The following is a 24,818-nucleotide window of genomic DNA, read 5'->3' on the forward strand; positions in this document are numbered from 1 at the left end:
GTATCTATATGGCATACTAAGGAAATCAATACGATTAAAACGTATATAAAACATGTTCAAATATCGTTATAAATATTTATTTTAGTTTGTGATTATTATGATTGATAAGTATTTGGATATTTGATAGAATGAATTTTGTTGAGGATAGATAAATGGAGGGGAACATGTTCATTAATAAACTTGCAATGTTGAAAGTTGCTTTTGCACTTTCACTACCTTTATCTGCTGGTGTTTGTAATCTACAAAAAGATACCATTGATTGCATACCAGAAAATCAGAATGAAAACTATAAGTTTGGTTATCGCTTACCTGAAAGAAATGAAATGTATGTACTAACAAGTGTAGGGAAGAATATTCAAATTATTAAAGATGAACTTGCTGATTATGAATTATCAGCGTTGAATTTTTCTTTATCGAATCAAGAAACAGTTGGATTGTTACAAGGTGGACAAATTAAAGCCTTACAACCAGGAAATGTTGAACTTGTTGTGCAAACGGATAATCGTTTGGAATTAGCAAAATATACAATTGTCGTTGCTGAAAAACATATGGATTTGCAACAATTACATCCACATTTAGAAGCGGATTACTTTACCTTTTCTCCTAATACAAACACTTCTACAAGTGAAGAGCGTTGGTTAAGTAGTAATGAGTCTGTTGTTAAAGTGGAAGATAATACAATGCACATAAAAAATGAAGGAATGACGACACTTTGTGAAAAAGAAAAACAAGATATTTGTGGGGATACATCGATTGATGTAAATGTAAAAGAAGACTACATCTCCATTGAAGCAAGTGCAGAAGAATCTGTGAGTCAAGTACGATATTTGTGTGTCATTCTTGCATCACTAGGAATTCTTGTACTTATTGGTATGAATGAATACTACCGTCGTAAAGATAAACTAGAACTACGATAATAAAGAGAAAAGAGGATTTTATATGATACAAGCAATCCTACGATATCTAATCGATATTGTTAGTTTGTGCTTCTTTATTGGAGTTGGTTACGTATTCTTTACCTTCTTTCGAATTTCTAATAAAGAGGACTAAAAAACTCAGCGACTTTGATAGTTGCTGAGTTTTACTTTTGATTGGATACATCAATTGCTCCATATTTTTTTGCCATGTGTTTTTCATAGATGGTAAAGATGACACAATATAGTAACAATGAAAAGATAATACCGATAAGTGCACCGCTTGTGTCGATAAGAACATCACGAAATTGTCCAGCGCGTCCAGCCACAAAGAGTTGATGGAATTCATCAAAACATGCATATGCGAAGCTGAATGTTAATGCGATAAAGATACGTATATACATCTTAAGTGGAAATGTAAACATAATACACATTGCATTTACACTTAAGACAAAAAAGATAAACATGTGTGCAAGTTTTCTAAATACATGTTGAACCATATCTAGATGCGTAGCTGATAGCATCTGATACAAATCTTTTCCTGTGAATGTTTCGATGATTTGATAAAACATCTTTACGACATTGCCACTTAACGCACTAGAAGAATTTCCGCTATCTGCACTAAATGAGTAGATAACATACATCCATACAAGTAGAGAAATGATACCGATGACACGTAGTATGCGGATATGTTGTTTCTTTATGTACATTTTATTTGATGCTCTCTTTTTCGATATATAGAAGTGCTTTTGATGGACATGCATCCACAACGCGCTTTACTTTATCAACACTTGCACAAGCATCTGGTAATATCCATGGTTTGCGACAAACATTAAATAAGTCACGATCTCCATTTACACAAACTGCTGAGTGTGTACACAAATCTTTCTTAAAATATACATTGATGTGCTCACCGCGATACTCGCGATAGCCCATTTCTAATAATTGCTCTTTTGTCATGGTTACTCCTTTACTTCAAACGAATACTTATTTCACCTGAGTTGATGATTTCTCTTGTTTGATCTTCCTTTAGTACATGCAATTGCCCATATGAATCAATATTTTCTACATATGCATCATATGGTGGATTTGTTAGTACGCTTATGGATGTATGATATACACTTGAAAAACGCAAATACGGCTCGTACCAAGTGTTTTGAGCCAGTGATGCATAAAGTGTTGCGAAATTGTTTAAAATAGCTACAGCAAGCGCAAAACGGTCTACATCTTCAATGTGTGCTTCTAAAGTAGATGCAATTTCATTTAGTGGCTCTGGAAAGTCTTGTTTATAGACATTGATACCAATGCCAACAACAAAATAATCAACATGTTTTTGATTTGCTTGTAGTCCACTTTCTACTAAAATACCACCAAGTTTCTTTTGCTTGTAAGTAATATCATTGATCCATTTAATTTGGATTTGTTTATGATACAAGGTTTCGATGGCTTTGGCAACTGATACGGCAGCACATGCGGTAATAGTTAGACTGGTTCTGATATCAAATTGTGGTTTTAATAGGATACTCATGTATAAACCTTTATCAGCTTGAGATAAAAAATCACGTCCATTACGTCCTTTTCCTTTGCTTTGTTCGTTGGCTAAAAAGATCGTTCCTTCAGGGAATGAAGAAGCCACTTCTTTTAGTAAATCATTGGTTGAACTTATACTTTGGTAGGATTCAACAATCGTATAGAAAGAATCGATGTTATTTTTAAGGTTTTTTGCGTCAATTTTCATAAATCAAGTATAGCATATATTGACTTAATCGCGCAGTTGTATTAACATGTTAATACAAGGAGATTTTATGGAAAGTCTAATAAAAGTAGAGAATGTGAGTAAACGTTATGGAAAACGCATCGGTTTGGATGATGTTTCGTTTTCCATACAACCTGGGGAGATTATTGGAATACTGGGACCTAACGGTAGTGGAAAGACTACATTAATGAAAATTTTGAATACATTGATTGCAGATTATGATGGAAAAATACTCGTCGATGGTCAGCCATTAGGTGTACATTCAAAGGAAGTTATTTCATTTTTACCAGATGAACCGTATTTTGAAAAAGGACAAAGAGGAATCGATGTATTAAATATGTTTGTGGATTTGTATAAAGATTTTGACTACAATCGCTGTATTCAGTTATTGAGTAAATTCGATATCGATTCGCATTTGTATTTTCGTCAAATGTCCAAAGGGATGAAGGAGAAATTCTTATTGAGTTTGGTTATGTCAAGAAGAGCAAAAATCATAATGCTTGACGAACCAATTGGGGGTGTAGACCCAGTAGCTCGTGATGTGATTTTGGATACTATTTTAGAAAATTATGATGAAAATCAAACGTTGATTGTTTCGACACATTTAATTAGTGATGTCGAAAGAATATTTAATCGCGTGATTTTTTTGAAGGAAGGTGCAATTGCCCTTGATCAAGATGTTGATGACATTCGCATTCACCAACGTAAATCAATTGAAGAAATGTTCAAAGAGGTATACGCAAAATGATGAAATTATTAAAATATGAAATTCGTCGTGGGTATGAACAATACATTATATTATTTATTGCGATGCTTGTTGTTGCCGTACTTGTACGTTTTGGTAGTTTTTCAAAAATAATGGAAGACGGTGCTGTAATTAGCGCAGATGGGTCGTTAAGTATACCAGTGATTGCGGCGATTATATTGGTGATGATATATGGGTTGCTCGTATTTGGTAGTGTGATTTTTGTTGGGTTACAGATTTTACGCAACTTTAATACAAGTATGTTTAAAAGCCAAGGGTATCTAACACTTACACTACCAGTAAGCACTTCAAAATTACTGATTTCAAAAACACTAGTAGCATCACTTTGGTTTGGACTTACTGTGTTAGTTATCTTTGTTTCTTCAGTAGTTATGATTGATATTCCCTTAACATGGGAAAATGTCTTTGGGACACACTTTGATATGGGATTACTGCTGCTTGGAATCTTTGAATTTATGGTGGGTGTATTGCAAACGGTATTATGTGCATATATGATTATTACCTTTGTGCATACAAAATACATCAAAGGTCATCGAATCTTAGCTGCAATTATTGCATATATTGTCGTATCAATTGTGCAAATGGGAGTTACGTATATTTTTCAAAGTGATTTGATTCATCAAGCTTCACTATTTGGAATGAGTGTTACAACTTCTTCAACTACAGAAACTATGGATTTATATAATGATATTTTATTAAAAGATACAGCTATGCAACTTGCAATTGCAACTGCATGGGGTGCAATTTACTTCTTCGTGTGTAAGTATTTATTACAACGTAAGATAGAACTGGATTGAGGTGGTTAGATGGAATTTAACCCAAATGTACCAATCTATATTCAAATCATGGATGAGTTTAAAAAGCATATTGTATCTGGAGATTATCCACTTGGTTCAAGAGTGAAGTCTGTACGTGATCTAGCTGTAGAATATGGGGTAAACCCAAATACGGTACAACGAGCTTTAAGTGAACTTGAACGTGAAGGTTTACTAAGAAGTGAAAGAACCGCAGGTCGTTTTATCTCAGGAGATCAAGCATTAATTGAAAAACTCGAACAAGAACAAGCGACAAGTATGGTACGTTTGTTTATTGGAGATATGCATGACATCGGATATGATGATGAACAAATACTTGATGCTGTGACGCAAGAATTAAACCAAAATCAAAATGAATGAAAGGATCTTCTAAAAAGAAGGTCTTTTTTTGCATTAACATATTTAAATTCTTTGGTCAAATGAAATGCATTCTATTCACAATAGGAATATAGTAAGGATGGCAATTTTGATTATGCAATTTTTATATTACATAATCATACAATTAAAAGGAGGGAACCATTAAAAAACCGTTAAGAAATTCATGTGTGCAATTAAAGGGCATCTAAACGACGATTAGTAGTCAGAATGGAGAAATATTATATGAAAAAATCTATGAAAATGTTGGTTGCTATGTGCATGTCATTAATGCTTATATTAACTGGATTTACATCTTCATCAAAAGCAGACGAAACTACTGCAAATGAAGAAACAACAAGCGACCAAAACATTACAGATGAGAATTCTCAAGTCGAAGATACTCTATCAGTGAATAAGGAAGCAAGTTTGACATTAAATGCCCTTGCTTCAACTGTAGAAGTAGGAACGAGTGCAAATTATCAACTATACTTTAGTTTACATGGGCAAGGGCAAGTGTATAGTAATGTAACGTTGATTGTTAATTTACCAGAAGCAATTGATCAAAGTGATATATTGTTTAATCAAGATGTTGCAGAATTAAGCTTACAAGGTGTGGTTCCAACCTATGATCCAAATGCTAAAACTTTAACGTATACATTTGGCAGTCTTGAAGGAGGGTTTGAATCAAGCACAATTATTAAGGTTGCTACACGTAATGGAGCATCACTAAATGATGTTGTTCTTACAAGTAGTGCAAAAGTGGTTGATGCTGGAAACGAACTTGCAAATACATCTGCTCAAGCAACTTTATTATCTCAATACAATGGATCAATATCTCATAAATTTCTTGGAATTATGAAGGATGATTTATTAAAAGAAACAAGTAGTTTACATCCAGGTGAACAAGGTGTTTATGGATTAGGAGTTTCTGTCAATCGTTTTGATGCAGGAAGTCTTGAACCACTTGCATCATCTCAAGTAGAAGTGACTTATGAAATGCCAGAAGGTTTAAGTTATGTAAGTGACACTTCAGCAGTTACACCAACCATTGATGGACAACGTATTTCGTGGTTAATTCCAATCGATGGAAATGCAAATGATGAATATTACTTTGTGAAAAATTTCAATCTAGTATTGCAAGTTGCTGATGATGTTGAATACTTTACACAAGTAGAAACAAATGCAATTGCTAATATCACGTATGCGGATGCATCAACAGTTGAATTTAAAACAGATGCAACTGTAATGGTTGTGCCAGATGACTCGACAGATTTACCGCAATATGAAAACGGTGGAGGGTATTTATCAACATTTAGAGGACCAACGGATAGTATCGGTGGTTTGGGAATGAAAGATAATGTGAATATATCAACAACCGATGCGGCTTTGCTTGGTTGGGGAATGTATTTTACTTCGAATAATGCTACCAGCCCAAACGCAGGAATGAATGCATATGATGTATTCATGAATCCAGATGAACATCTAAATATTTCAAAGTTTTATAGTGGAGATTATTACTTTCGACCTTCAACCACATATGGTACTGGTAAAGGCGAATTGTATCCAATGGAAGAAGCTGTCAATTTTTCACTAAGTGTACGTTATGTTGGGGAAAGTGAATGGACACGGCTAGTGAAACGCTTAGAACCATCAACTTTGTATACAAGTGAACAGTTGGGTATTGATTCTACTAAGAAAATTGAAACCATTTGGATGCATGCATGGGCAGCTCAAGAAAATGGGCAAAATGAGGAATTTGCTGATTACTTGCAATACACACAAAATAACTGGCAAAGTTTGCCAGCTGGTTTAACTACAACGAATGTGGCAATGTATACCACTGTTGATAAGGGGTATATTGGAAGTCTTGAGAGTACTGGAGGTATCTCTTACTCTGGATGGAATGCAAAATATACAATAGCAAATGGAATTACAAAATATGTTCCTGAAGATTTACAAGCAACATGTGACTATGACCAGTTAAGTGATGCATGGCAAAGTGGATTGACTCCTAAAACTGCACAAATCATTAAAGAACCAGAGGGTATTTCACGTTATGTGAAAGCGAATGCGTATCTTAAGGACGAAAGTAATGGGATTGTTGGTGATGGTGAAAATACACTTTACTTTGATGTAGTTAATGATGTCGCATCTCTATATCCAATGAAAGGTAAATTTGTTGATTATGCACTTATCGATAACGATATAATTATTGGTGATGTTTCACTATCTACTGGTGGAACGATAACGGTTATAGACACAAATTATAAAAATCAAGGAAAGACGCTTGTAAAACTTGAATATGAACAAGATGTACTTGCGATGAATCATCTTATGCGAATAGCAGTGCCAGTGCATATTGATGAAAATGCAGGATATAAATTTGATGTTCAAATGTTTGGATATTTGAACGAGGAATTTGAAGTAGCTACTACTACAAATGCAGATGGATCAATAACAAGTAAAATTAGTGATGTTGAGGATTTTGATCAAGATGGAGATACATCGGAATTTGCATATAGTACCCACAATACATATATGTATCGCAATGCCTATGAATTTATCGCATCAGCACTTGTAGGGCAAGATACGTTTGCTCAAACAGGATTTGTGAGTACAACAGATAAAAATGTAAATCTTGCTTTAGTTGTTGAAAATGTAAAAGGAAATCCAATTAAGAATTTAATCGCGATTGATGTTTTACCAACACTTGACGATACAATGGTTTTAAATGATGAACAACGTTTGTCAAGATTCAATGTATCATTAAATGGACCAGTGGTTTTACCAAAAGGATACGAAGATAACTTTGATGTATTATATAGTACATCAAGTGAACCGAAAGTAGATGGAATTTTAGATGCAAATGTAGCAGATCATCTACAAAACCTAGAACAACCAAATAACATCACAGATGCACAGTGGGTAAGTTATGATGATGTTGCAGATAAAACACAAATTAAATCTTTCATGATTGTTCAAAAAGAAGATAGTGCATCAATTAAAGAATCATGTTTACAATTTGAAGTACCTTTAACTGCTAATACACTTGCTTTAACAGGAACTGAGGCATTAGCAGACCGTATTGCTTACAATACATTTGCTGTTGGTGTGAATGATGCAAGTGTTGTGGAATCAAATGAAGCTGCAATTGTATTTGAAAAAACAGTTGTACCTCCAACTGAAAAACCAGAAAACCCAACTGAAGAAACACCTACTCAAGATGATGGTCCAACAACTGGAGATGTTAGTCAAAGTCAAATATTATTATTACTTCTTGCTTCAGCAAGTGTAGTGATACTTTTCGCAAATAGAGCAAGACGTAAACAAGAAAATTAAAAGAAATGTTTAAAGACGAGAAATCGTCTTTTTTCTTGCAATTCGATTGTATCTATTCCAAAATGAAGATATGAAATATAGGGGAAGAACACTCATTCTTGCATTTCTTGCAGGGATGTTGAGTATGGGATTGCTTGTAGCAGTGGTTGCGTATATACCAAATGCCACAACAACAACCACGAAGGAAAAAGCAGTGGAACCATTTCACCCGGCATGGCATGAAAACCAACGGATTATTAAGCATGCATTAGGTGGAATTGATGGAAAAGCAGGAACAAATACGATCACGGCTTTGCAAGAGAATTATTTAAATGGTTCTCGTTTATTTGAAGTGGATTTAAATATGACAAGTGATGGAGTGCTTGTTTTGCATCATGACTGGGAAGAAAGTGGGAATCATTATCTTGTTTTTGAAGAAGAAATACCAACCTACGAAGCATTTAAACGAAATTATAAATATTATAAATATCCAACAAGTGATTTAACTGATCTGTTGAATTATATGGATACACATGTTGATGCAATGTTTGTTGTTGATACGAAGTATATAGATGAAATTTCTTTCGATATGATGATTGCTGCTATGGTAAATCAAGCAAGTAAATTAGATAAAATGGATGTGCTAAATCGTATGATTATCCAGTTTTATAATGAGGAACAATATCTTGCAATACAGGAAATACATCCATTCAAGCACTATATGTATTCATTATATAAAGAGAAAAACAAAGACTTTGAACGTGTAGCAAGTTTTTGTGTTGAACACAATATAGAAACCGTGTTAATGAAACACACTTGGGTACAAACAAGTGAAGATCTTCTTCCATTTAATAATCAAGGATTGAAAGTATATTTGTATACGACCAATCAACTTTCACTTATCTATGAAAAAGAGGAATTAGGAGCCTATGGCTTTGTAAGTGATCATCTAAATGAAAAAGATTTGCAACTGAAAAAGTACATCGACTATCAATATAAAGAAAAGATTCAACCGTGATGGTGAATCTTTTTAAGTATGCGATGAAACTAAGGCATCATATTTCATTTTTGCGATCTCTTTATAGATGGATTCATGACGTTTTTCGTATAACATCATTGCCCATGTACACCATAAGAGATTATGGAAATTTTCCCATATGGATAAACTGTTCATAATGTCTTCATTTATTTCATCGAAATACACATCATAGAATCGTTGACGTAATGTTGGATCTGTAATGTTGTTTTCCGATAAAAAGCTCATAACATCAAATAATGCATCATTTGCAGCAGCATATTCATAATCAATCAGATAATCACGATCATTTCCAAATAATAGATTTCCAGAAACTAAATCGTTGTGACAAAGCACTTTAGTATGCTTGATATTCTTTACCTTATCGACAATGTATTGATAGTCGGTTAAATCGTAGATTGGGGTTTGTAGCATCTTTTGATATGTCTTTAGTGTTGCAATTGGATCGAAATCAAAATCTGGAGCTGGCTTTTGATGCAATGCTTTTACTAATAAAGCGGCTCTTTCAATTTTGTTTTCGGCTGTACATTCTTCATATTCAGCTAAATCTGGAATATAGTTTGTAAGTTTAATTCCTGTTTTTGGATCAAAGTAAATACAAGGGACATCAAGGTCACGGACACAATCGTTAATTTCAGCTTCATGTAAACGCGAGAAAACATGTCCTTGATCTGGAAATGGAACACGCATTACATAAGTTGAATGCTCCACACGTACTAAATAGTTTTGATTACTAATCCCTTTATCTAAAACTTCAATATGTATTTCCTTTGTTGGAAATAGTTTTTCTAATAATTTATATAGTTCTTTCATACATTTCACACTGTGCAATGATATGTCTAGATCATTGCTACCTTACTACTATTATACTTCATGTGACAAACACTACAACATGAAAACGAATAGAAAACGATTTGTATATGCAGAAGATTGATTGTGCGTTATCATTCAGCTAAGCAAATAAATCATTTATTCATTGACAATCCCACTGGTTGTGGTATTATTGTCTAGTAATAAAAGTTAGTAGAAAGTAGAAGTCCACTTCTCACCTGCTGTCACAAAGACTGAGGTATGCGCTACATAATACAAAAAACGTATTAAGTTAAGCAAGTGGGCAACGTATGCTCACTTTTTATTTGTGTTTGATCACGAGGAGGTGTCTATTATTAGAAAGGTCGTACCAAACAACGTTAACACGGATTTAGTTAATGAGAAAATTCGCTTTAAAGAAGTGCTAGTCATCGATGCAGATGGTGAACAATTGGGAGTTATGTCGCGTAATGATGCTTTAGAAAAAGCATACTCGCAAAATCTTGATTTATTATGTGTGGCTCCAAAAGGAAACCCACCAGTATGTAAAATCTTAGATTATGGTCGTTACCGCTTTGACATGCAAAAGAAATCGAAGGAAGCTAAACGTAAGCAACACGTTGTCGAATTAAAATCATTACGTTTGCCACCAAATATCGACAAACATGATTTTGATACTAAGGTTCGTCATGCTCGTAAATTTATTGAGCAAGGACACAAAGTTAAGGTTGATATGCGCTTTAGAGGTCGTATGATGACTCGTATCGATGTCGGTAAAAAAGCGATGAATCAATTCGTTGAAGAAATGCAAGATATTGCAAAAGTTGAAAAGAAACCAATTCTTGAAGGTAACACGATGTCTTTAGTGTTAGCTCCAATGGGTAATAAAAAATAGTAGGAGGAAAAGTTTTATGCCAAAAATGAAATCACACAGTGGATTAGCAAAACGTGTAAAGAAAACAGGTTCTGGAAAATTAAAAAGAGGACATGCTTATACATCACACCGTTTCCACGGGAAAACAAAAAAACAAAGAAGACAATTAGCGAAACCAGGATTAGTTAGCGAGAGCGATTACAAACGCATCAAGCTAATGTTACAAAAATAGTAGGAGGAATTTGATATGCCAAGAGTAAAAGGTGGAACAACAACACGCGCTAGAAGAAAAAAAGTCATTAAATTAGCGAAAGGGTATTTTGGATCAAAACACATCCTATACAAAACAGCTAATGAACAAGTAATGCACAGTCTTAAATATGCTTACAGAGACCGTCGTCAATTAAAACGTGACATGAGAAAACTTTGGATTTCTCGTATCAACGCTGCTGCAAGAATGAATGGGTTATCTTACTCAAAATTAACTTGTGGTTTAAAATGGGCTAACATTACAGTAAACCGTAAAATGCTTTCAGAAATGGCTATCCATGATGAAAAAGGATTTACAGCTATCTGTGAAGAAGCTAAAAAAGCTTTAGAAAAAGGTCCAGTTGCAGCTACACCAGTAGCAGCAAAAGCTGAAGAAAAAGCTGCACCAGCTAAAAAAGCACCTGCAAAAAAAGCAGTAGCTAAAAAAGATGATGAAGCTAAAGCAGAAAAGAAACCAGCTGCTAAAAAGCCAGCTGCAAAAAAGACTACAGCTGCTAAAAAAGAAACAGCAGAAAAGAAACCAGCTGCAAAGAAAACTACAGCTGCTAAGAAAGAAACTGCTGCAAAAAAAGAAACTGCCGCTAAAAAACCAGCTGCAAAGAAAACAACTACAAAAAAAGCTGCTGACAAGGAAGCAGAATAGTACAGTACAACTATTATGGGCCAACAAAAACTGAATACAAGGCACACCTTGAATGAATTGTTAGTTGGATTATTTAATTACATACTGTATATTGAAGAACGTAATTTAAAAGATTCTGGAGTGAACCTTTCGATGAATGATGTTCATATTCTGGAAAATATTCAAAAAGCCAGCGACAATTCGATGTCACATATTGCAGGGCGGTTAATGGTAACGCAAGGAACCTTAACAACAAACGTAGCCAAATTGATTAAAAAAGGGTATGTTGAGCGCTATCGTGACGACAAAGACAAACGTATTGTTCGTTTACGTCTTACGGATAAAGCAATGCCAATACTTGATGTTCATGAAGCATTCCATGCAAACATGATTGATAAAGCAATTGGGGATTTAGGCTTAGATGAGAATATCGCACTTAACGAAACGTTGGAAGGTATCTTAGCATACTTCCGTAATGAATATCGTATAAAAGCAAAGATTTAGGGTGTACTCGTACATCCTTTTCTTTTGGAAAGATACAAATGTTAAGACTATGATAAAGAATAATGAGTTCCTTATTTGGAGCTCGTTTTTGATAAATGAAGCTTCTTTATTAGGTAGATATCTAGTCATAGAAAATAATAATTGAAAGTATTGTAGATGCTACTTGTTCAAATGCTATTTGTAGCATAAAATATATGGGGAGTGGAGGTATCGTATGAAAGAACTATTTATTGCAACAAGCAATCTTAATAAAGTGAAAGAGTTTAAAGAAATGTTAGAACCACTTGGTTATGATGTAAAATCACTTCGTGATCTTGACCAAGAAATTGAAATTATTGAAGATGGGGATACATTTGAAGCCAATGCATATAAAAAAGCAAAGAGTGTCTATGATGTATTGCATGTGGATGTTATCAGCGATGATTCAGGATTATGTGTAAATGCGATGAATGGGGCACCAGGTGTTTATTCAGCTCGCTATTTAGGTGAAGATACATCATATGATCTTAAAAACCAAACGATTATTGATGAAGTCGCAAAGTCAGATGATCGTGGTGCAAAATTTGTTTGTGTAATTAGCCACGTAAAAGCAGATGGATCACATAAAGAATATCGTGGAGAAGTACATGGAGAAATATACACAGAAAGCAAGGGAACCAATGGCTTTGGTTATGATCCAATTTTCTACTATCCACCATTTCAAACAACACTAGCAAACGTAGATTCCGAGCGTAAAAATACAGTTTCACATCGTGGAATTGCACTTACTAAATTATTGGAGGACTTAAAATGATACATATTGTTTTATACGAACCAGAGATTCCACAAAATACAGGAAACATCATGCGAACTTGTGTCGCAATGAATTGCAAATTACACTTGATTGAACCACTTGGTTTTTCAATGGATGAGAAACATCTACGTCGTTCCGGTTTGGATTATCGTAAAGATTTAGAATATACGATCTATCCAAATTGGCAAGCATTCTTAGATGCAAAAAGTGAAGGTGAGATGTATTATGTTTCGCGCTATGCAAAACACGCACCAAATGAATTTGCATTTCCAAAGGATACGGATGTCTATCTTGTATTTGGAAAAGAAAGCACAGGAATTCCAAAAGAGATCTTAAAAGATCATTTAGATCGTTGCACTCGTTTACCAATGGTTGCAAGTGCACGTAGTATGAATTTAAGTAATTGTGTTGCAATTATGGCATATGAAGTAAACCGTCAGCTGGATTATCCAGGATTAGTAAAACATGAAGTAATCAAAGGAGAGGATTTCTTAGAAAACTAAGAGATTCTCTTTTCTTATAAGAAGTGCAAGTTTTTAATGTTTCGTATATAATGGTTACAGGAGATTGCACATGAAAAAATTACTAGTTATTACAATTGTAGCTACTTTAGGTATTCAAGTCATTGCAACGATGCCTAGAAAAAGTGAGTTTGAAGGAAATGAACCACAGTGGCAACAAACATGTTCTCAATATATTACGGATCCTTCATTACAAGAAACATGCCGTGAATTTTTAGCGTATATGCAAACACAAAAAGAATCATACTTAAAAGAAGCAGATTCAATTCAAAGTAAGATTGATAGTTTAAAAAACGATATTGATCGTCTAACAAATCTATCCAAAGAATACAGTGAGCAAATTGCTTCTTTGAATAGTCAACTTTCTCAAGCAGAATCATCAATTGTTGCGATGGAACAAAACATTGTGCTTGCACAACAAGATATCGAAAAAAACGAGAGTAATATTAGTAAGCGTAAAGAACACATTATGGATCGAATGTTGGATTTACAAGTGGATATCAATACCAATCAATATTTCGACTTTATTATGGGCGCAGGATCGTTTGTAGATTTACTACAACGCGTACAAAGTATTCAAACATTAACAGAAAGTGATCAAAAGTTAATTGAGCAATTAAAAGATGAAATACAGAAATTAGAAACTGCAAAAGTCGAGTATGCGCGATTACAAGATACACTTGAATTGCAAAAAGAATCACTAATTTATAATAAAGAAAGAGTAGCAAGTCTTGAAGAAGGTAATAAAGCGATTATGCAAGAATACCAAAAAGTACAAGCGAACTTAACTGCAGAAAAAAACCGCACAATGGCAGCAGCTAATACAAGTGAAGCCAATATGCCGTCCTTGGATTTTGGAACTTTACCAGAAGATGGTAGTGAACCAGAAGTACCACTTCCACCAATGGAAAGTGCATCATTGATTCGCCCAGTCCAAGCAGGATATATTTCTGCAGGAACATGGTCATATCCAAATGGATGGGGATTACATTTAGGTGTGGATTTTGCTGCACCAATTGGAACTCCAATCTATGCTCCAGCAGATGCAATTGTTTTATATGCAAATAATCCAGTTAGCAGTAATGGTGGGTATTTAGGAAACTGGGAAGGAACACCACTCGGTGGTGGAAATACCGTAAAACTACTAATGGAAGTAAATGGAGAAGTTTACTCAATGAATTTCTATCACTGTAGCCAAAATATGCCAGTGATTGGTAAGAGTAGTGTAAAACAAGGTGAAGTTATCGCGTATGTTGGTAACTCGGGAAATACTTCGGGTGCTCACTTACATCTTGAAGTGTTAAAACTATCAATTAATAAAAACCAAGCAATTAATGCATGGAATGCGACAAAAGATTGGCAATATGGTACAGGTTGGGACATACCAGCAAACTGTGGTAGTCAAGCTTGTAAGTTGCGTCCAGAAGAAGTGTTTGGCTTATAATGTAAATAAAAGGCTTCCAAAATCGCAAGCCTTTTACTATAGGTATAAAGAATCATGAATTGTGTGCTAATACGTTGAATAATATTAGCATGTGTAGTGATACACGTTTACATGATGTATCACAATCATTATTATAGTGTTCTTCGTGATTCGTGCAATATATATGCCCAAGAGAAAGTTGTACATTTGTTTTATTACTTATATATATTTCAGTTATGTTTATGGTCAAAGGATTTGACCAATAAAAAGAAAAAATATACGATTAGTTGGCAATGTAAACGATAGTCTATGCAAAAGGATATAATTCACTAGTTGCACTTAGATGTTTGTTATACAAGGAATAGGTTATTTTTATTAACAAGAGTTAATAGAAATAGGGTGTAAAACGAAGAACAGGATATGCTTCATATAACTGAAGCAATAAGGAAAGAAAACATAGAAAATGAGTCGGTCGATAGATTGACTCTTTTTCGTTTCTATTTAAGGTGAATATGATAACTGTATTTATTATTGATGATGTCTATAATAAACAAATATATAACTATTATACAAATGCGCTGCTTATCCATAAAATATAACTACATAAGAAAAGTGGTGGAATATGAAAAATAGAAAATTAGTAGTTAGTATATTAGCATTTATTGGATTATTTGTATCAGCAAATGTACCATTAATTGATTCGTTATCGCAAGAAGCAAACTTCACAATTGGGATCTTTGTTTGTATTTTGGTATTGTGGTTATTTATTGGTTTTGATTGGCCAAGTTTATTATGTATCGCATGTATCGGTTTATTACCTTCCGTCGGTTTAAAAGGAGCACTAGCTACATCCTTTGGTTCATCCTCATTTGTGTTTTTGATGTTTACCTTTTTGTGTACATATGCACTTACACAAACCAGTTTTATTCCAAGAGTATCGAAGTGGTTTTTATCACTAAAACTTGCAAGAAAGGGTGCAGTTAGTTTATCTACCACTTTGTTTTTATCGGTACTGGTACTTGGTTGTTTTATTTCACCATCGGTACTTTTCTTTACCATGTATCCATTAGTGAAAAACATCTACAAGATGCTTGGTTTAAAAAAAGGTGATGCATTTTCATCAATGCTACTTATTGGGGTTGTGGGTAGTGTGAGTTTAGCTTCAGGTATGACACCAATATCACATGCATTTCCTGTAGCTGCTTTATCAATTTATGAAACACTTACAGGTCATGTGATTAACTATGTGGGATATATGATGTTTGCAATTCCAACAGGTATATTGATCTTTATTGTCATGCTGATTGCATTAAATATCATCTACAAGCCAAAAACAATCGAGATTCCAGAATTAAATAAAGATGAATTATTTGAAAATACAAGCACAACATTCTCAGTTCGTGAGAAAATTATCATTGCTGTATTTTTCAGTGTCGTACTATTATGGGTCCTACCAAGTATGATCAGTCCATTTTTTCCAGCAATTGGTGGTCAACTCAGTAAATTGGGTACTGCATTACCGCCAATGTTTGGAACGGTTATTTTATGTGTTGTGCGTATTGATGATAAGCCACTTCTTAATTTGCAACAAGGAATGGCAAATGGAATTTCATGGAATACTTTATTTATGTCAGCTTCGGCAAATTGTTTAGCTGTAGCACTTGTAAATGATAATATTGGAATTCCCGTATTCTTACGAGAAAGTGTTTTGCCTGATTTATCCGTTGTTTCTCCATTAATTATTGTGGCTATTTTTGTCATATGGGGAAGCATTCAATCAAACTTTACAGCACACTTACTCACAGCACAACTAACAACATCGGTTGCCATTCAAATGCTAAGTACAAATAATTCTGTACATCTTTCGGCGATTGTTGCAATCACAGCATTTGCATCATCACTAGGCTTTACCTTTCCTTCATCGATGCCATATGTTGCCGAAGCACATGGCTCGGGCTGGGTTATAAAGAAAGATTTGCTACGGCTAGGGGTGTTTGTTTGTATTGTTGCTGTGCTTGTGACTATTACGGTTGCCTATCCTTTAGCATTACATGTGATCGCATAAAAAAGTTAGCTCGGAATATTGAGCTAACTTTTTTAGTCTTCTAATGCTTTATTAATTTCAAAGGCATCAATGGTGTATTGATAAAAATCTGCAATGAGCTTTGATTTTAATGATTCTTTAAGTGTACATATATTAACTGTACGTTCAATCGCAGGGACATATGGAATCAGTTTGATTGCACTGTCTTGTAATTCATCATTATAGGAGTCGGTTAGAAAACCAATTCCCATACCAGAAGCAGCAACATCTTTGATGACATCCTCTTGTGAACTTTCACCAATGATATTTGGTTTGGCATTCGCATCTTTAAATGATGTAGTAATTTGATTGTATACACTGGACTTATTCGAAACCAATAAGACATTTTGTAAGTGCAAATCGGAAGGATGTATTTCTTTTAAGTTTGCCAGGGTGTGATCTTTGTTCACGGCAACAGCTATATTACTTGAATAAATAGAAGCCAGAGCCAAATCATCTGTCACAATACGATCAAAGAAATTGGTTGTAATAAAGATAATATCTAAATCCCCTTTTACCATTTTGCGAATAAGTTCAGGACTATTATCAATATGAAAATCAACTTTCACATTAGGTGAACTTTCCGAATATTTCATCATGTGTCGATAGAGTTCGCCATGTCCAAAAGCATTGACTAATCCAATATGCAGTTTTCCTTCATAATCTGCTTTGTGTGTGCCTAGTGCAACTTTCATTCGAGACAATTCAATTTGTATTTTATTTGCATAGTAAAGAAATTCAACACCTGCTTTTGTTAGTGTGACTTCTTGTTTTTTTTTACGATTGAATAATTTTACACCTAGCTCATCTTCTAATTTCTTAATTTGTTGGGAAAGGGTAGGTTGTGTAATATACAATAATTCTGCAGCTTTTGTATAGTTTTTTGTTTCTGCTAATTTTGCTACATATTGGAATTGATTTAAGTTCATATGGTACATACTCCTATCATAGATAAAATCTATTAAAAACTTATTTATAACTATTATACATATCAAATGATTGAAAGTAAAATGAAGGCAAGAAGTAAGTAGACAAAAATGTCGTGCTTCAAGTAAGCGTTTACAAAAGTAGTGGTGTATAATTATATTACATAATTAAATACAGATTCTGATTCATTGAGGAGGTCAAAAATGGGAAAGTATGAAGTATTAGCCAAAAGGATTGTAAAAGAAGTCGGAGGTGCAGAAAATATCAATGCATTAACGCACTGTATTACGCGTCTTCGTTTTAAGTTGAAAGATGAAAGTAAAGCAAATGATCAAGCATTTGAGAACATGGATGGGGTTGTTCGTTTGATCAAAAGTGGTGGTCAATATCAAGTAGTTATTGGTAACCATGTAGGAAATGTATATGCAGATGTTGTAAAGTTTGCAGGTCTAGATGGAGACAGTACAGACACACAAACTGAAACAAAAGGGATTTTCAATAAACTAATCGATATCATCAGTGGTTGTTTCCAACCAATTATTGCACCATTATGTGCAGTAGGGATGATCAAAGGATTAAACTCATTATTATTGTTTTTTGAATTATACACAAATACAAGTGGAACGTATATTATCTTAAATGCAATTGGGGACTCATTATTCTATTTCATGCCAATTATTATTGGATATAGTGCAAGTAAGAAATTTGGTTTACATCCAATTGTCGGTATGATTATTGGGGCAACCTTATGTTATCCTGCAATTCAAGCAAACACATTAAAAGCAGGAGAACCTATTGGTCAATTATTTACAGGATCAATGTTCCAAAATGATTATTTCTTGGACTTTGTAGGAATTCCATTTATGGCAAATAACTATACAAGTAGTGTTGTGCCTGTAATTGTTGTTGTTGCATTTGCAAGTAAAGTACAGAATTTAGGAAAACGATTCATTCCAGAAATTATTCAAAACTTCTTTGTGCCATTCTTTACATTACTTGTTTCATTACCAATTGGATTATTAGTTATTGGTCCAATCATCGTCTTATTAACAAATGCACTTGGTGATGCATTTATGAACTTATTAGCATTCTCACCAATTATTTATGGAGCAGTTATTGGATTTGTATGGCAAGTACTAGTTATCTTTGGATTACACTGGGCACTAATTCCATTAGCATTAATTCAATTAGGAGATACAGGAGTAACAACAATTATCGTTAGTATGTTTGCTGCTAGTTTTGCACAAACTGCTGTTGTTGCTGCAATGTACTTTAAATTAAAAGATAAGAAATTGAAAGACTTATGTATACCAGCAGTTATTTCTGGTATTTGTGGAATTACAGAACCAGCAATTTACGGGATTACTTTACCTAAGAAAAAACCATTTATTTATTCTATGATTGCTGCAAGTATTGGTGGTGTCATCATTGCAGTAATGAATGTAGAAGCATACAACATGGGTGGAATGGGAATCTTTGGAGTTGTTCGTTTTATTAACCCAACAACCGGATCACCATGGTACATGTATGTGGTATTACTAGCAATTGCTGTATCGATGATTATCGGATTTGTCTTAACATTCTTCTTCTGGAAAGATGATACAGTTGTTGCACAAGAACCAGAAACAAAGAGCGTAAAAAATGAAAAAGTTATTAGCCCTATTGCAGGTAGTGTTCTTCAATTAAATGAAATTAGTGATCCAGCATTTGAATCGCTAGGTAATGGAGTTGTTATTATGCCTGAAGAAGGAAAAGTATATGCACCATTCGATGGAACAATTGCAACATTATTCCCAACAAAACATGCCATTGGTATCGTTTCAGACAACGGAATGGAATTATTAATTCACGTTGGAATTGACACTGTAGAATTAGATGGAAAACACTTTGAAGCATTTGTAAAACAAGGAGATACAGTAAAACAAGGAGATCTTCTATTAGAGTTTGATATGAAAGCAATCGAAGAAGCAGGGTATACACTTGTTTCACCAATTGTTATCACAAATACAAATGCATATAAAAATATAAACTTAGTAAAAGCAGATAAAGTCGCAAAACAAGAGCTATTATTTGACGCACTTGTGTAATACGAAAACAGGGAAATAGCGCATGCTGTTTCCTTATCTTTTGAAAATATGAATGAGGAGGAACTATGGGAAGACTTAAGATTGCAACAATTGGTGGAGGTAGTAGCTACACACCAGAATTATTTGAAGGATTTATTAAACGTAAAGATGAGTTAGATATTAAAGAAATCTGGCTTGTGGATATCGAAGAAGGAAAAGAAAAACTAGAAATCGTTGGAGCGATGGCAAAACGTATGATCAAAGCTGCCAACCTTGATTGGGAAGTGCACCTTACAATGGATCGCAGAGCTGCTTTAAAAGATGCTGATTTTGTAACTACACAATTTCGTGTTGGATTACTTGATGCAAGAATCAAAGATGAAACCATTCCATTAAAGTATGGAATGATGGGTCAAGAAACAAATGGAGCTGGGGGAATGTTCAAAGCTTTACGTACCATTCCAGTCATTAAATCAATTATTGATGATATGAAAGAATTATGTCCAAATGCTTGGTTAGTAAACTTTACCAATCCATCAGGGATGGTTACAGAAGCAGCAATCAAACACTTTGGTTGGACAAGAACGATTGGATTATGTAATGTGCCTATCGTTCATCAAAACATCGCAAATGCATTTGAAGGGTTAGAACCATTTAGTGAACAATTATACTTTAAGTTTGCAGGATTGAACCACTTCCACTGGCACCGTGTTTGGAATAAACAAGGAGAAGAAATCACAGATAAAATCATTGACCAACAATATGGAAAAGATATCGCTCCTGAAGATATGCCAGAAGGAGTAAAAAACATTCCACAAATGCCTTTTGATTACGACTTGGTAAAACATGAAGGATTACTACCATGTATGTACCACCGTTATTACTATTTAACACAAACAATGCTAGATTTAGAACTAGAAGAATACAAAGAAAACAACACACGTGCACAACTAGTTAAAGCAACCGAAGATCGCTTGTTTGAACTATACAAAGATCCAAACTTAGACTACAAACCAAAAGAGCTAAGTGAACGAGGTGGAACATTCTATAGTGATGCAGCATGTGAAGTAATTGCATCCATTGTGAACGACAAACGTAAAGTTATGGTTGTAAGTACACAAAACAAAGGAGCGATTGCGGATTTACCATACGATAGTATTGCAGAGGTATCAAGCTATATTACAAGTCATGGAGCAGAACCAATTGTATGGGGAAGTTTCAAGAGTGCACAAAGAGGAATGCTACAAATTATGAAAGCAATGGAAGAATGTACGATTGAAGCAGCAATCACAGGAAACTATGAAACATTGAAACAAGCATTCACAATTAATCCATTAATCGAGTCTGGAGAAAAAGCAGACATGGTAATGAATGAACTATTAGTTGCGCATAAAAAACACTTACCACAATTCGCAGATAAAATTGCGGAATTAGAAAAAAACGGTGTACAGCATACACCGATAAGTAAATAAAAGAAAAAGGATTTTACGATCAGATGATGATTGTAAAATCCTTTTGTATATTAGATAACTCCTTGTGCTAACATAGCACGAGCAACTTTTAAGAATCCAGCGATGTTTGCTCCAGCGACATAGTCACCTTCAACACCGTATTGTCTTGCAGTTGTTGAAATGTTTTTGTAAATCGTTTCCATGATGTCTTTTAATTTCTCATCAACATCATCAAATGTCCAAGACATGCGTAATGAGTTTTGACTCATTTCTAATCCAGAGACAGCAACCCCACCAGCATTACTTGCTTTACCAGGGACGTAAAGAATGTTGTTTGCTTGTAGTACATGTACTGCTTCAGGAGTACATGGCATGTTTGCACCTTCAGTAACTGCTTGTACACCGTTTTTAACTAATGTAAGTGCAGCAGTTTCATCAAGTTCGTTTTGTGTAGCACAAGGCATTGCAATATCACATGGAATGCTCCAAATACCAGCACAACCTTCTGTATATGTTGCAGTAGGTACAACTTTTGTATATTCGATAATTCTTGCACGACGAACTTCTTTGATTTCTTTAACGATATCTAAGTTAATTCCATTTGGATCGTAAATATATCCAGCTGAATCACTAAGGGCAACAACTTTTGCACCTAGTTGCATAGCTTTTTCTGTTGCATAAATTGCTACGTTACCAGAACCGGAAATAACAGTTGTTTTACCTTCGAAACTTGTGTTGTGATCTTTTAACATCGCATCTGTGATATAACAAAGTCCATATCCAGTAGCTTCCGTTCTAGCAAGGGAACCACCAAAGTCTAACCCTTTACCAGTTAATACTCCAACACTTTCGTTGCGGATTTTTTTGTATTGTCCATACATGAATCCAACTTCACGAGCACCAACTCCAATATCACCAGCTGGAACATCAGTAAATTGTCCGATGTGACGGTTTAATTCACTCATGAAACTTTGACAGAAACGCATCACTTCTGCATCTGATTTTCCTTTTGGATCAAAATCAGATCCACCTTTTCCACCACCCATAGGTAATGTTGTCAGCGCGTTTTTGAAGATTTGTTCGAATCCTAAGAATTTAATAATACTTGCATTTACAGATGGGTGAAAACGAAGTCCACCTTTGTATGGTCCAATCGCACTGTTGAATTGAATTCTAAATCCACGGTTAACTTGAACTTTTCCTTCATCGTCTACCCAAGGTACACGGAAGAATATTTGGCGTTCTGGTTCAACAATGCGTTCAAAGATTCCTGCATCTAAGAACTCTGGGTTTCTTTCTGCGACAACTTCTAATGACTCTAATACTTCTTCTACTGCTTGTAGAAATTCTGGTTCATTTGGATTACGTTTTTCAACCATATCCAAGACATACTGTAATTTGTTTAACATGCTTGTTTCCCCCTTAATTTACTAGTATCGTATATGAAATCACGGTGATTATTCACCACTTTTTCCGTAGTTAGACAGTACACGTGCACTTGGTTCTTTCGTGGCACATCCTTCCCAGTGTTGGTTAGGTAGCCAATAGTCCTTAATCATAATGTCGTGTCCTTTGTAGTGTGTATCAAACACTTCGCGGTAATATAAGCTTTCTTTAGTGTATGGAGGGCAGTGTGTATATAAAGAACATCTGCGTTCCATTTCTTCATCTGTATATAATGACTCGGTATATTCCTTAATTATATCAACTAATGAATGACCGACTGCATCAGAAAATGCAGCTTTGTCACGAAAGAGGATACGGTCAGGAAGATATCCATCAACAAATGCGTTTCGTAATAAATATTTACCCATGTTATAGGTATTTACTTTTTTCTCTGGTGCAATTGACATAATTGTATCCGCGAATTTCAAATCACCAAAAGGAACTCTTCCTTCAAGCGAATTGCTTGTTATACAACGGTCTGCACGTAAGACATCATACATATATAATTCACGCACACGCTTTTGTGCTTCTTTTTGAAACTCAATTGCGTTAGGTGCAAAGTCGGTATATTTATATCCTAGCAGTTCATCAGCGATTTCTCCAGTAAACAAAACTTTTATATCGCTATTTTCATGAATCCATTTACACAATAGATACATACCAATGGATGCTCTTATTGTTGTAATGTCCCAAGTTTCTAAAATGCGGATCACTTCTGGAAGTGCATCAATGACATCTTGCTTGTCGATGACCACTTCATGATGGTCGCTTTTTAAATATGTAGCAACTTGTCTTGCATATTTGAGATCGATTGCATCACTAGCCATTCCAATAGAGAATGTTGTAATGGGTTTACTAGATTGTTTAGCTGCGATACTACAAACCAAACTCGAATCCAGTCCACCGCTTAATAAATAACCAACAGGTGCATCAGCAACCATTCGTTTGTGGACTGCATGAACAAGGTCATCATGAATTTGTTTGCATATCGTCTTAGTATCTGTATCAATGTACCGACTTGCTTGACTTACATCGTAGTATCTTGTGAAGACACCATCCTTATAGTAATGACCAGGCGGGAATGGATAAATCGTATCACACATATCCATCAAGGCTTTTGCCTCACTAGCAAACGCTATTTTCTTGCTGGTCTTGTCATAGCCATAAAACATACCACGAATCCCAAATGGATCACGAGCAGCAATAATACTGTTTGTGTTTTCATCAGTAATCACGCAGGCAAATTCTGCATCAAGCATTTGGAATAGTTCAACCCCATATGTTTCATATAGAGGAATCAACAACTCACAATCACTTGAACTGGTAAATGTATACGCAGGAAATGTTTTTTTCATTTCTTGGTATCCATATAATTCACCATTGCACATGACGGTAATTCCGTTATGTGAAAATGGTTGCATACCATTTGCATCCAAACCAACGATGGCTAGACGATGAAACCCAAATACACCAAGTCTTGTTGTTTCTATTCTTGACATATCCGGTCCGCGATACGCGATTTTTTCGAATCCTTTTCGAAATGCTTTTTGTGATACATGTAGATCACTTGCGAATAATATTCCGCACATAAGTAGTACCTCCTAATAAAAAACAGTCTTCTCCCACAAGGGACGAAAGACTGTAGTTCCGCGGTACCACCCTATGTTACCATACGCCGTTGTATGATCACTTTTAATAACTATCATTATTAAGCTTCTTTAACGTGAAGCAATCGGCTAACACTACATATCGCATTAGCAACTCCTAGGTGTTTTTCTCTTATGACTTATCATCAAGCTTCCACTATCCTTGACTCTCTATTCATAGTTTCATAAGGTACTCGTCCTAATCAATGTTGATGGTGTTATTTTATCAAAATGAAAACAGATGTCAACAAAAATATGAAAAAGTTACATTTTATATATGTAACAATTTACATTATAGGTGATTTAAATGTAAAAAGACCATTGATATATATCAACAGTCCTTTAGCAACGATGATGTTGCTATGCAAATAACCATATATAATATGTAAAGTTATTTGCAAAGAGAGAATGAACGAAAAC

22 protein-coding genes, 1 pseudogene and 1 other annotated feature are annotated in these 24,818 nt (G+C 34.6%); of the genes and pseudogenes, 16 read left to right on the forward strand and 7 right to left on the reverse strand.

All coding sequences use genetic code 11. From position 1 onward, the window contains the following. The first annotated feature begins 164 nt into the window (after positions 1–164). The gene (locus tag M2098_RS00145; protein WP_280681002.1) at positions 165–917 is read left to right on the forward strand and encodes a hypothetical protein; all 753 of its coding nucleotides are present in this window, start codon (positions 165–167) and stop codon (positions 915–917) included. A 164-nt stretch (positions 918–1,081) separates the two neighbouring features. Here M2098_RS00145 and M2098_RS00150 read toward each other — a convergent pair whose 3' ends face one another. From M2098_RS00150 to M2098_RS00160, 3 genes are read right to left on the reverse strand one after another with little or no spacing between them, the layout of a single operon-like run. Next, entirely contained in the window at positions 1,082–1,624 is a 543-nt protein-coding gene (locus M2098_RS00150) for a VanZ family protein (RefSeq protein ID WP_280681000.1), read from the reverse strand. A 1-nt stretch (position 1,625) separates the two neighbouring features. Continuing rightward, a complete protein-coding gene (locus M2098_RS00155; protein WP_280680998.1) occupies positions 1,626–1,874 on the reverse strand; it encodes a (4Fe-4S)-binding protein in 249 nt (82 codons plus the stop codon). A 10-nt stretch (positions 1,875–1,884) separates the two neighbouring features. Next, complete coding sequence (locus tag M2098_RS00160; RefSeq protein WP_280680997.1) at positions 1,885–2,652, reverse strand: biotin--[acetyl-CoA-carboxylase] ligase; 768 nt, start codon at positions 2,650–2,652, stop codon at positions 1,885–1,887. 67 nt (positions 2,653–2,719) lie between these two features. On the opposite strand from M2098_RS00160, the gene M2098_RS00165 reads away from it, so the two are divergent. From M2098_RS00165 to M2098_RS00185, 5 genes are all read left to right on the forward strand, one after another. After that, positions 2,720–3,418: an ABC transporter ATP-binding protein gene (locus tag M2098_RS00165; RefSeq protein WP_280680995.1), complete on the forward strand. Its 699-nt coding sequence runs from the start codon at positions 2,720–2,722 to the stop codon at positions 3,416–3,418. Further along, the gene (locus M2098_RS00170) at positions 3,415–4,233 is read left to right on the forward strand and encodes a hypothetical protein (RefSeq protein ID WP_280680994.1); all 819 of its coding nucleotides are present in this window, start codon (positions 3,415–3,417) and stop codon (positions 4,231–4,233) included. The genes M2098_RS00165 and M2098_RS00170 overlap by 4 nt, the downstream gene beginning before the upstream one ends. A gap of 9 nt (positions 4,234–4,242) precedes the next feature. Further along, on the forward strand, positions 4,243–4,611 hold the full coding sequence (locus M2098_RS00175) for a GntR family transcriptional regulator (protein WP_280680992.1): 369 nt from the start codon (positions 4,243–4,245) through the stop codon (positions 4,609–4,611). 240 nt (positions 4,612–4,851) lie between these two features. Beyond that, on the forward strand, positions 4,852–7,947 hold the full coding sequence (locus M2098_RS00180; RefSeq protein WP_280680990.1) for a hypothetical protein: 3,096 nt from the start codon (positions 4,852–4,854) through the stop codon (positions 7,945–7,947). Between the two features lie 70 nt (positions 7,948–8,017). Then, on the forward strand, positions 8,018–8,944 hold the full coding sequence (locus M2098_RS00185; RefSeq protein ID WP_280680988.1) for a glycerophosphodiester phosphodiesterase family protein: 927 nt from the start codon (positions 8,018–8,020) through the stop codon (positions 8,942–8,944). A gap of 12 nt (positions 8,945–8,956) precedes the next feature. Here the strand turns inward: M2098_RS00185 and M2098_RS00190 are convergent, their stop codons facing one another. Then, positions 8,957–9,775 carry a phosphotransferase gene (locus M2098_RS00190; RefSeq protein ID WP_280680987.1) on the reverse strand — a complete coding sequence of 273 codons (819 nt, stop codon included), beginning with the start codon at positions 9,773–9,775 and terminating at the stop codon, positions 8,957–8,959. 343 nt (positions 9,776–10,118) lie between these two features. Between M2098_RS00190 and infC the strand changes: the two genes are divergently transcribed. The 8 genes and pseudogenes from infC (at position 10,119) to M2098_RS00230 (ending at position 16,844) form a co-directional block, all read left to right on the forward strand. After that, the gene (gene infC, locus M2098_RS00195; protein WP_243833744.1) at positions 10,119–10,667 is read left to right on the forward strand and encodes a translation initiation factor IF-3; all 549 of its coding nucleotides are present in this window, start codon (positions 10,119–10,121) and stop codon (positions 10,665–10,667) included. 16 nt (positions 10,668–10,683) lie between these two features. Continuing rightward, positions 10,684–10,878: a 50S ribosomal protein L35 gene (gene rpmI, locus M2098_RS00200; RefSeq protein WP_067423999.1), complete on the forward strand. Its 195-nt coding sequence runs from the start codon at positions 10,684–10,686 to the stop codon at positions 10,876–10,878. Positions 10,879–10,893: 15 nt separating this feature from the next. Continuing rightward, positions 10,894–11,250 (forward strand): annotated as a pseudogene (gene rplT, locus M2098_RS00205) (50S ribosomal protein L20); the annotation flags it as partial. A 357-nt stretch (positions 11,251–11,607) separates the two neighbouring features. Beyond that, complete coding sequence (locus M2098_RS00210) at positions 11,608–12,042, forward strand: MarR family transcriptional regulator (protein ID WP_280680982.1); 435 nt, start codon at positions 11,608–11,610, stop codon at positions 12,040–12,042. A 214-nt stretch (positions 12,043–12,256) separates the two neighbouring features. Then, positions 12,257–12,835, forward strand: coding sequence for an RdgB/HAM1 family non-canonical purine NTP pyrophosphatase (gene rdgB / locus M2098_RS00215; RefSeq protein WP_280680980.1), 579 nt, complete (start codon positions 12,257–12,259; stop codon positions 12,833–12,835). Continuing rightward, complete coding sequence (locus M2098_RS00220; RefSeq protein ID WP_280680979.1) at positions 12,832–13,338, forward strand: tRNA (cytidine(34)-2'-O)-methyltransferase; 507 nt, start codon at positions 12,832–12,834, stop codon at positions 13,336–13,338. Before rdgB ends, M2098_RS00220 begins: the two co-directional genes overlap by 4 nt. 70 nt (positions 13,339–13,408) lie before the next feature. After that, positions 13,409–14,800: a peptidoglycan DD-metalloendopeptidase family protein gene (locus M2098_RS00225; protein ID WP_280680977.1), complete on the forward strand. Its 1,392-nt coding sequence runs from the start codon at positions 13,409–13,411 to the stop codon at positions 14,798–14,800. A 601-nt stretch (positions 14,801–15,401) separates the two neighbouring features. Then, positions 15,402–16,844 (forward strand): anion permease, encoded by a 1,443-nt coding sequence (locus tag M2098_RS00230; protein WP_280680976.1) that lies wholly within the window; start codon positions 15,402–15,404, stop codon positions 16,842–16,844. A gap of 32 nt (positions 16,845–16,876) precedes the next feature. Here the strand turns inward: M2098_RS00230 and M2098_RS00235 are convergent, their stop codons facing one another. Continuing rightward, complete coding sequence (locus M2098_RS00235; protein WP_280680975.1) at positions 16,877–17,791, reverse strand: LysR family transcriptional regulator; 915 nt, start codon at positions 17,789–17,791, stop codon at positions 16,877–16,879. 201 nt (positions 17,792–17,992) lie between these two features. Here M2098_RS00235 and M2098_RS00240 point away from each other — a divergent pair, with 201 nt between their 5' ends. Further along, positions 17,993–19,876 carry a beta-glucoside-specific PTS transporter subunit IIABC gene (locus M2098_RS00240; protein ID WP_280680974.1) on the forward strand — a complete coding sequence of 628 codons (1,884 nt, stop codon included), beginning with the start codon at positions 17,993–17,995 and terminating at the stop codon, positions 19,874–19,876. Between the two features lie 65 nt (positions 19,877–19,941). Then, positions 19,942–21,327, forward strand: coding sequence for a 6-phospho-beta-glucosidase (locus tag M2098_RS00245; RefSeq protein WP_280680973.1), 1,386 nt, complete (start codon positions 19,942–19,944; stop codon positions 21,325–21,327). A gap of 50 nt (positions 21,328–21,377) precedes the next feature. Here the strand turns inward: M2098_RS00245 and gdhA are convergent, their stop codons facing one another. Both gdhA and asnB read right to left on the reverse strand, forming a co-directional pair. Next, positions 21,378–22,715 (reverse strand): NADP-specific glutamate dehydrogenase, encoded by a 1,338-nt coding sequence (gene gdhA, locus M2098_RS00250; RefSeq protein WP_280680971.1) that lies wholly within the window; start codon positions 22,713–22,715, stop codon positions 21,378–21,380. A 48-nt stretch (positions 22,716–22,763) separates the two neighbouring features. Beyond that, positions 22,764–24,341 carry an asparagine synthase B gene (asnB, locus tag M2098_RS00255; RefSeq protein ID WP_280680969.1) on the reverse strand — a complete coding sequence of 526 codons (1,578 nt, stop codon included), beginning with the start codon at positions 24,339–24,341 and terminating at the stop codon, positions 22,764–22,766. Between the two features lie 35 nt (positions 24,342–24,376). Next, positions 24,377–24,614, reverse strand: a binding site (T-box leader). Positions 24,615–24,818 lie beyond the last annotated feature (204 nt).

The organism is Breznakia sp. PFB1-19, assembly GCF_029893935.1.
Lineage (GTDB): Bacteria > Bacillota_I > Bacilli_A > Erysipelotrichales > Erysipelotrichaceae > Breznakia > Breznakia blatticola.